A 9,103-nucleotide genomic window follows, 5' to 3' on the forward strand; every position below is an offset into this window, starting at 1 on the left:
GCGCAGGGGCAGGCAGATGATAATCGCTGACTTACGGGGTTCAACCGAATGTTGGATTGCAGGAGGAAATACTGTGATTACAAATATTTCTACAAAGAAATTGAGATTTGGGATCATCCTCCTTCCCCAATTCACCTTGTCTGCATTCAGCCTCTTCCTCGATTGTCTGCGCCTTGCAGCCGATGAAAAAGACCAGAGCCGACAGATCCGTTGTAGTTGGGACATAACGACTCTTACGGGCGACAAAGTGCAATCCAGTACCGGGATGTTTGTCGAGCCGACGGCGGCGCTCGGCTCGGTGTTCGAATGTGACTATGTGGTCGTCGTTGGAGGGCTGATTAGTCCGCACAAGAAAGCACCTGCAGCGCTTGTGGATTTACTTCGCAATATCAACAAGAGAGAAATCCGCCTGATAGGTCTTTGTACAGGTACTTTCGCATTGGCCGAGGCAAGTGTCCTACCCGAAAACCAGTGCTGCGTCAGTTGGCTCCATACGGAAGAGTTTGGCGAGGAATTCTTCGAGTTCTCCGCCGATTCAATCAGTCTCTATCGCGCGAATGGCAAGCATTACACCTGCGCGGGCGGAATGGGGTCGGCTTATCTGGCATTGGAAATCATAGCGGCCGAATTCAGTGAGGAACTTGCAAGGAAATGCGCATCGATAATGATGATCCCCTTCGAACGGCGGACCAATGAGCAGCCGGCGCTGATCTTTTCAGGAGTATCCAACAGGGTTATCAAACAAGCACTGCGTGTGTTCGAGGCAACGATGGAAGATCCCATCAGCATGTTTGAGGTGTCGCGGCGCATTGGAATCACGTGTCGGCAGATGGAGAGGATATTCAAGGAGGAACTGGGCAAATCGCCGTTAAGAGTGCGGGATCGCCTAAGGGTTCGCAAAGCAAAGCAGTTGCTGCTCGAAACGGATTTGAATTTCACTGAGATTGCGGTCGCTTGCGGATTGCTTGGCACAAAAACGCTCAACAGAGCGTTTGCGCGCGAGGGAGAAAAGTTGCCACGGGAACTTCGGGCTTCACGCGCCAATGTGTCATCGCATTCCGCGCTCGGACGGGACGCGAATTGACGACAATTCGCCCGTTAGAACAGCGTACTGCAATCGTACATTGTTGATGACGATCAAAATTCTGGGGTTCAACGACAATAGTCAGTGGGCTGGTTTTTGGCGAAGCCGTCGCAACTGTCTATGCACCGTGGACCGGGTCAACGCCAAGCAAACGAGCGGCCGCCGAAATGTATCCACCTGAGGATGCAAGAGCCTCCGTAAGGCGTAAAAGACAGGCCATCGCCAGCTGACAATATTGAATTGGATAAAGGTTTGAACGCGGGTCGATGAAAGTCGCAGGGACTTTTGGACGACAACGATGATCGAAGGCGAGAACGAATATCCTCAGACATTAATGAAGGATGGCGTCGTCATTCTTGAACCTAACGAAGAGTGGGATATCATGACTTCACGTCATATCTAATGCCGCGTGCCAATGAAACCAGTCTGCATACCAGCTATGCAATAAGTGTCATTGAGCATCGCCCGTATTAAGCCTATTTCAACGCCAGCCGATGCGGTCCTCCTCCCATTTTTCCGCGTCGGCTGTTCCCCTCTGGAGGTTTTTGACCTTCACAATTAGGCCGGACTTTTTTAGTCCGGCTTTTTTTGTTTCTTATCCAACTTTCACGGCAAGGTAATAGGCTAATAGGCGCAATCACCAATATTGGCGAGCCACGCCATGATGAGCGAGCGTGGCCCGCGCTCGAAAGCGCACACTCCTTTCGTTCTCTTCGTAAGGGCGGCCAAATAGCGCTGAAGATGTCGCGCCATTTACCGCTGAAGGTCACAGCCGAAGAACCAGACGCGCGGATCCGCGGCCCTTTGCGAGCGCCCCAATGCAACCTTGGAGAGGTAGATTGGAGCAGCGAATCCGCTGTTGGGGGCACTGACGCCATTTGCTTTCTGGACAGCGGGCGACAAATCTCCCCGGCCATTTGGCCAGTGCTTAATTCTAGTGCGCCGCAGAGACATCCTGCGACTTAGCGACATCGTGTTGAGCCGCGAGCGATTGCAGCGCTACCAGCTTGTCCCTATCGCCGCTGTCAAGCAGCATTGTCGATGCGTCCTGGCCGCAGGTGACGTTGACCGAGCGGCCTTCCTCACTGTCGAGTCCAAGGATCTGCCCTGGAGACATCGCCAGACGTACACGTGTAGCCGATGTCGGTACCGCCTCGTCCAGATTGCTCTTTTCAATAACCATCAGCGTAACCAAGCATGTGGCGCCCTGCTGCACAAAATACCCACTCATGAATTTCGAACCGAACTCATGGCTGATACTCTGGACCGGCAAATATTGCGTTTGGCCAACCAAAGGCTTTAGTGATCCACTTGAGGCAATCGGAACAGATACCCACAGGCTCGCGGCAATCATCCCGGCTCCTGCTAATACGCTGATTGGGCTGTTGCATGACATGATGTTTCCTCCTCCGGTTCAGCGAACTCGTGGACGGTTTTGGCGGCGCGTCCATGAGCCACTGAACACACTTTACGAGCAGCACGGCTCGTCCACATCGGTACGGCCCCCCAATTTTCGGTGTCTGCATTCCTAATTTTCGAGAACAAGCGGTGCATTTTCGGCAGACAGGAGCCATGGTTCGCCACGCAGACGGAGGAGGACCTCCATTCGGTTTGCCGCATTGAACTTGCCGAGCACAGCCGACACTTGGTGTTCAATTGTTCGTGGTGACCGCGACAAGCGCCGAGCGACTTCCTTATTGCCCATTCCCTGGACAATAAAGGTGAGGACCTGTTGTTCATGCAGCGTCAAACCAAGTGGGTGGCGTTTGGCCGCCGTATATGGTCCACGGCGCTGTTTGGGTAATTGATTGGCGACACCCAGGCGCTGCGCGAGCTTTCGTGCCAACATTTCGGCCGGAGTTGCCTCGATCGCATCCAATATAGTTACGGCGCGCGCCAGTGCGGCGCCAGCATCGGTTCCGTGGACCTGCATCAGGGCAAGCGCAGCCTCATAAGGAAGGCCCAGACGCGACCATTCGTCAGCCGCCGCCAGCCCATCGCCCAGGAGCTCGGTGGAACGAGGCAATGGAAAGTGCGTTGTCGCTCGTGGCAATGGTCCTGTCATTTTGCATCTCTGCCACCAAACTGCGAGTTCACCGATGTCCCAAGAACGGAAGTTGTCGAGGTCCATCGCCGCGAGTGCCGTCAGCTGCTCATGTTGAGCCGGGAGGTCTTCGGCGAGCCAACCGGCTTCCACCAGGGCCAAACGCGCCGGTATAATACGCTGAAGTTCGCCGGTCGCCGAACCCTCCTGGAGCGCCTGCTGCAAAAGGGCTGTGCCACCGGGCTCGCCTAAGCGAACGCGGACTTTGCCCAGCTCTGTGAGGGCGGGCAGGTGCATCACCATTGGCAGGCGCTTTTGATCCATAACACCCTGCGCTATGGTCTCGGCCTCGCGAAACCGGCCCTGCTCAATACGAAGCTGCGCCTGTCGGCCAAGGAGATATTGTCCCGCCGAGTCAAGATCATGCCTCGCACAGAATGTAATACCCTCTGCCAGCAGCCATTCAGCAAGGGAGAAGTCCTTGAACACGACAGCGTACTCCGCAAAATTGGTATAAGCGCGCGCTGCATCGTCATGAAACCCGTACTTGAGCGCTAGGCTGAGGCTTTCCTCCATTTGCTCGCGTCCACCCGGACGATCTGCGAACAGGAGCGCAGTACCAACATTGTTTAGGGCATGCACTCGCGTTTCGATCCCGCCGGTTCGATCGGCAAGCGCGATCGCGCGCTGTCCCCATTTGATTGCTTCATCAAAGCGATAGTGCAACATATGCAATTGCGAGCGAGTGCTATATGCCATCGCAAGTTCTGGCCCTGGCGGCAGACACTCGGCCTCACGAACTGCTTCGCTGGCGAAAAACTCTGCCTGCTCGCCTTCACCGCGTCGCCAGTGCAACCGCGATAGCCAGCGTAGATTGAGCACAACTTTGTCGAGGCGCCCGAGTTCTCGCCAGATCGCAATGGCTTTATGCCGCGCTTCGATGATCGCGTCGTAAACGAGTAGTGACAGCCCAGCCTCGTAGGCCCAATCTTCGTAGAGTTGCGCGGCCAGGGGTGGCGGAGCGAGCGCGACATATTTGAGCGCCGTTGCAAGATGCGATGCCGCCTGCTGATGTGCACCTAGCTGTGCGGCTTGCGCCGCGGCCTTTGGAGCAAGCTCCAAAACACATGTGCCATTCTCCGCCCCAGCGGCATGATGCACACGGCGTGAAACCAGAGCTGTCGCTTGCGCAGCCGGGAGCTCAGACATAGCCGCTTCCACTCTTGCATGCAGTGATCGTTGGACACTCGGCGACAACCTGCCGAGTGTTGCCAGTCGGGCAAGCTCATGGCGGAATGTCAGGGCACCTTGATCGTCTCGCCGCAATAATCCGCGGGCTACGCAGTGGTCAGCAAGGTTCTCGGCCTCAACACCGAGAAGGGCGCGGATTAGCCACAATTCGACGCTGCCTGGCACGATGCTTATCACCTCCAGCACTTCCCGCTCGCCTACTGTCAGACGCGACAGCCGCGACCATACTGCATCACGGATAGAGTCTGGAATCTGTCCTGTCTCAGGCTCGCTGTCCCCCAAAAGCTCGGTGACAAAAAAAGGGTTGCCGTCGGTGACGCGATAGAGGTCTGAGCCGGAGCGACCAGTTGGCCGGGCCAGCACGGCAACTGCTTCGGGAGAAAGAGGTTCAAGCGTAACGCGGGTGACTGATGCTGATGGCAGATCGCCGAGCACATGCGTCATGGGGTGATCTAGGGGCATTTCATCACTGCGCATACTCAGGACCAACAAGGCCTGAAGCAGTGAGACGCGGCGGCCAAGATATTTCACCAGGTCTAGCGTCGCATTGTCAGCCCAATGCATGTCTTCAAAGATAAGGACGGTTGGCGTCTTAGCGTGCTGGAGTGCATTCAAAAGTGCCGGAAAGAGCCGCTCAGGTCCGGCGGTTTGATCCAGTAGCTCTACTACGTACGGATCGAGCAACTGCGCCATATCCTGCAGCGGACCAAGCGGACGGGGTGTAAAAAGTGCCTCGCACCACCCCCATAGTACGCGGTATCTTTTGTCGGCACGCTGGGCGAATTCACGCAGGAGCGAGGTTTTACCTATGCCGGCCTCACCTTCGAGCAGTACGGTACTGCCATGACCATCCGCAGCCCTCCGGGCAGCGGCCAGCAAAGTTTCAAGTGGACCCTCTCGCTCAAGAAGCATCGGAAGCACCGTTTGAAATTATTTTACCGCAACAGCGCGAATATTGCACCAACCGAGGTCAATCGCGGGGCGTGCTAACAGCGCGGGGCTCTAATGAGACGTAAGGCCTTTAAATGCGTAAGGCCCCTCAAATGGCCCCGATCAGATGAACCTACCAGGCTTCCTGTGTTAGTCTCTTTGGAGGTGAGCGGGGGATGCGGCGGCTCGCAGAAGGGCGCGCCAGAAATAGGATCCCACGATGGGCCAGGAAGTGACTTACCGAATGGAGTTCCGGAAAGTCTGACGAGGCTTTGACACAGGACAGCCTGCAATTTCAAATGGCCGTCATGGCGGCGCAGTTCGGACACGCGGGCAGCTTGTTCCGGCCTAGAAAGGCATATTGCGGACAAGGCGACTTCTTAGCGAAAATCGAGTACAGTATCGGGACTACTGGCTCCGCCACTCCGGTTGAGGCCATCGAAGGGATGCCTGTCTGACCGGAGCCCGCACTACAATCTCGGGGGGAATAAAGATGACCGATGCTTCATTCCAAAACCGGGAAGGCAAAGCTTTGCCCAGCGAGAGGATCAATGCGTTTGCCGAACAGGTCCAAGGCGACCTGATCCAGCCAGGCGACCGAGATTACGAAGAGGCCAGACATATCTGGAATGCTCTCGTCGACAAGTATCCGGGCGCGATCCTGAAGTGCCGTAGCACCGCAGATGTTGTCGCGGCGGTAAAGTTCGCACGCGATAACAACATCCTCGTGGCGGTCCGAGGTGGCGGCCACAATGTAGGCGGACGATCGCTTTGCAACGATGGACTGATTATCGACCTGTCGTTGATGCGGGGCGTCCACGTGGATCCCGCTCAGGGAACCGTGAGTGTTCAGGGCGGGGCCACCTTGGGCGATGTGGACCGCGAGACGCATGTGCATGGCCTAGCGGTGCCTTTCGGCGTGATCTCGAAGACGGGCGTCGGAGGGCTCACGCTTGGGGGTGGCGTTGGGTGGCTGGTACGTAAGTACGGCCCCACCTGTGACAACGTTCTGTCGATGGAAGTAGTGTCGGCCGATGGCGTCGTCAGAACCGCTAGTGCCGGCGAGAACCCGGACCTTTTCTGGGCATTGCGCGGTGGAGGTGGAAATTTCGGGGTTGTGACCTCGTTCCTTTACCAAGCCTATCCGGTCTCGGCCGTGTTTGGCGGGCTGATCGTCTACCCGCGTGCGGCAGCCAGAGAAATCCTGCGGACTTATCGGGCATTCATGGACACTGCACCCGAGGACTTGACTGTCTATGTCGGACTTATTTCCACTCCCGACGGAACGCCTGCGACGGCGATCATTCCGTGTTGGAGCGGTGGGGACCTGGCAGAGGGTGAAAGAGCCATTGCGCCACTTCGCAAACTGGGTGAGCCGCTGATGGATGCAGTGCAGGCCCTACCCTTTACAGCAATGCAGTCGATTCTCGATGACGCCTTCCCTGCCGGGACGAGGAATTACTGGAAGTCAGCGTTTGTGAAGGGACTTTCGGACGACGTCGTGGACGTGCTCGTGGAGCAGGCCAAAGGCATGACATCGCCATTATCGGGACTTCTCATCGAGTATTACGGTGGTGTGGGCGGACGAAAAGCTAACGATGCGAACGCGTTTGCCCAGCGCCACTCGGATTATTCGATCGGCTTCATGCCGCAGTGGACCGATCCCGCTGAGGACGATGCACAGATCAATTGGGCAAAGGCGGCCTGGAAAGCGATCCAGCCCTACGCAACAGGTGGCTATCTGTTGAATTACCTTGCAGAAGGGGAGCAAGAAGCGGTGAAGGCTGCATTCGGGTCGAACTACCCACGCCTCGTCGAACTTAAGCGCAAATACGATCCAACGAATTTCTTTAGCCTGAACCAGAATATCCAACCAGACACCTGGGCCCGGACATCCCATAAGTAGGCGCCGCCAGCCTGCTCGGGCGGTCGACGTCCTGGACCTTTAGCGGGTTGCCAAAGTTTGCTTCGGCTCGCGAGTGGGCCCTATCGTCCATGTCGCGAATGCTGCCTTTGGCGCACAGCGAACATGGGTCAAGCTACGTTTGTTGAAATTAAACGATGGTCGTGCGCCAAAAATATCAATGCACGCATTAGCACGACCGGCTTTGTCACTACTTCACGCGTCGCCAAAGGTGGCAACGAGTTTCCGCTCTGCTTGACCCAGAACGATGGTCCGCTGAGGACCCTCATTTCTATCGTTGCTACTTCGACCTCACCACATCCTAGCGGCCTGGCAGACCGCCTCGACCGATGAAGTTAGGTATCGAATAAGCGCGCGAGCCCGTCGAGAACGCTCTGCCAGTTTTTCTAGCCGCGCCTCGAAACGAGCCTATACCGCCGAATATCGCGAAGGCTAGTCCGTTAAGTCTTCGCCGTTAAGACACTGTGGGTAAGGGTATTACCAAACTCTAAATCTTTGTCCCTCCCGCGTTCATGCCCGCCAGATTATTTTCCGCTCATTTCGGTGATCTTGTCGAGGCCGGCTTTATAGATGCCGCTGATAACGTCCTTGGCCTCGCCATCCGATTTGCCCTTTGCGTCAAAGCTGCTTTTCCAGTCCACCCTAGTCCCTCCTCCTTGTGCTGAGACGCTGATGGTGGCGCGATAATTCTCGACGGGAAGCGGAGAGTCGATGATGTCATAGGTGTAGCTGGTATCCGTTTGCTCGACGAGTTTCTCCTTGATTGTGCCGCCATCGTTGGTCGTGAGCGTTCGATAGGTTGCACCACCTTCGTCACTCTGCGCGCACTTCGAGATGGCCGGGTGCCAGGTCTGAATGGCGCAGAAGTCGCCGATCTTCTGCCAGACCGCATCGGGTTTGCCTGCCACAGTGGCGGAACTGGCGACCTCCAGCGCGACGGCCGACCCGACCAGCAGGCCCATTGCAGCGATAGTGGACGTCAGGGTACTTAGAGTTCTTGTTGTCATCTTTGTATTCCTCCCTACGATGGAACCACCACTGGCCATTTTCTCATGAACGTCGGCTTTCTGTTAGTGATGGCCACAAAGGCGCGGATGTGAGCGCCAACTCGTTACGATAGCCGGTCCAACGGCAACTTCCAGCTGGCATTGAGAGCTGCCTAGATGTCGCTCAACAACAACTACGCGCCGTTTCGGCCGCTTACCGCCTATATGCATCTCGAAGTTCAGAGCGTGCTGGAACACGCCGTCAGCGACCTTCGGACTATCGATCCCGACATTACCATCACTCGGTATGTTGCCACCGAGTTCTACAAGGTATTCGCGACTTCTTCGTCAACTACGCGGCGACCTGGAGAGAGCAGACCTGAAGGTTAAATAATTGCTTGCCTTGAGGTTAGCCATATTACGTTTGAGAACCGTTAGTTCAACCCTCGCCCTCCACCAATTTCAATTGCGGTTCAGCGTTCTTCTTGCCAGCTATCGTACCTGTGGCCACAGCTCGGGCCGAATGGTCCTCGTGGTTGCTGGCAACCTGCACCGTGGGTGAAGCAAACCCAATGCCGTTCTCAGCGAAAGCTTCCCGGATCATCGCGCATGCCCTCCGCCGGATGGTGGACTGGTGGCCGGGTTTCGTCATCATGGCGAAGCTCAGCTTGATGCCATAGTCACCAAATGCCTCCACGCCCTTCATCTTTACCGTTTCAATAATTTGCGGGCCCAACTCTTCATCCTCGAGCAGAGCCGCGCCAACACCCTTCACCAGCTTTTTGACCGTGGCGATGTCCGTGTCGTAGTTCACCGAGATGAAAAATTTGTCGATCACCCAATCGCGGCTCATGTTCTGAACGGCACCCAATAGACCGAAGGGA

7 protein-coding genes are annotated in these 9,103 nt (G+C 56.2%); 3 read left to right on the top strand and 4 right to left on the bottom strand.

What is annotated here, in order from left to right; genetic code table 11:
* The first annotated feature begins 16 nt into the window (after positions 1–16).
* Positions 17–1,084 (top strand): helix-turn-helix domain-containing protein, encoded by a 1,068-nt coding sequence (locus tag AAAC48_RS26660; RefSeq protein WP_340657097.1) that lies wholly within the window; start codon positions 17–19, stop codon positions 1,082–1,084.
* Positions 1,085–2,018: 934 nt separating this feature from the next.
* On the opposite strand, the gene AAAC48_RS26665 is transcribed toward AAAC48_RS26660, so the two are convergent.
* Complete coding sequence (locus tag AAAC48_RS26665) at positions 2,019–2,480, bottom strand: hypothetical protein (RefSeq protein ID WP_340657091.1); 462 nt, start codon at positions 2,478–2,480, stop codon at positions 2,019–2,021.
* 132 nt (positions 2,481–2,612) lie between these two features.
* Entirely contained in the window at positions 2,613–5,291 is a 2,679-nt protein-coding gene (locus tag AAAC48_RS26670) for an AAA family ATPase (RefSeq protein ID WP_340657092.1), read from the bottom strand.
* 511 nt (positions 5,292–5,802) lie between these two features.
* On the opposite strand from AAAC48_RS26670, the gene AAAC48_RS26675 reads away from it, so the two are divergent.
* A complete protein-coding gene (locus AAAC48_RS26675; protein WP_340657093.1) occupies positions 5,803–7,215 on the top strand; it encodes an FAD-binding oxidoreductase in 1,413 nt (470 codons plus the stop codon).
* A gap of 542 nt (positions 7,216–7,757) precedes the next feature.
* On the opposite strand, the gene AAAC48_RS26680 is transcribed toward AAAC48_RS26675, so the two are convergent.
* Positions 7,758–8,240 carry an SRPBCC family protein gene (locus AAAC48_RS26680; RefSeq protein WP_340657094.1) on the bottom strand — a complete coding sequence of 161 codons (483 nt, stop codon included), beginning with the start codon at positions 8,238–8,240 and terminating at the stop codon, positions 7,758–7,760.
* Between the two features lie 156 nt (positions 8,241–8,396).
* Here AAAC48_RS26680 and AAAC48_RS26685 point away from each other — a divergent pair, with 156 nt between their 5' ends.
* Positions 8,397–8,609 carry a hypothetical protein gene (locus AAAC48_RS26685; RefSeq protein ID WP_340657095.1) on the top strand — a complete coding sequence of 71 codons (213 nt, stop codon included), beginning with the start codon at positions 8,397–8,399 and terminating at the stop codon, positions 8,607–8,609.
* A 49-nt stretch (positions 8,610–8,658) separates the two neighbouring features.
* On the opposite strand, the gene AAAC48_RS26690 is transcribed toward AAAC48_RS26685, so the two are convergent.
* A partial coding sequence (locus AAAC48_RS26690; RefSeq protein ID WP_340657096.1) for a mechanosensitive ion channel family protein occupies positions 8,659–9,103 on the bottom strand: 445 nt, incomplete at its 5' end.

It is taken from the genome of Phyllobacterium sp. (genome assembly GCF_037994405.1).
Classification (GTDB): domain Bacteria; phylum Pseudomonadota; class Alphaproteobacteria; order Rhizobiales; family Rhizobiaceae; genus Phyllobacterium.

Coding starts and splice junctions, on each gene's coding strand:
- AAAC48_RS26680 (WP_340657094.1), bottom strand. CDS start 8,240: ATGACAACAAGAACTCTAAGTACCCTGACGTCCACTATCGCTGCAATG.
- AAAC48_RS26675 (WP_340657093.1), top strand. CDS start 5,803: ATGACCGATGCTTCATTCCAAAACCGGGAAGGCAAAGCTTTGCCCAGC.
- AAAC48_RS26660 (WP_340657097.1), top strand. CDS start 17: ATGATAATCGCTGACTTACGGGGTTCAACCGAATGTTGGATTGCAGGA.
- AAAC48_RS26665 (WP_340657091.1), bottom strand. CDS start 2,480: ATGTCATGCAACAGCCCAATCAGCGTATTAGCAGGAGCCGGGATGATT.
- AAAC48_RS26670 (WP_340657092.1), bottom strand. CDS start 5,291: ATGCTTCTTGAGCGAGAGGGTCCACTTGAAACTTTGCTGGCCGCTGCC.
- AAAC48_RS26685 (WP_340657095.1), top strand. CDS start 8,397: ATGTCGCTCAACAACAACTACGCGCCGTTTCGGCCGCTTACCGCCTAT.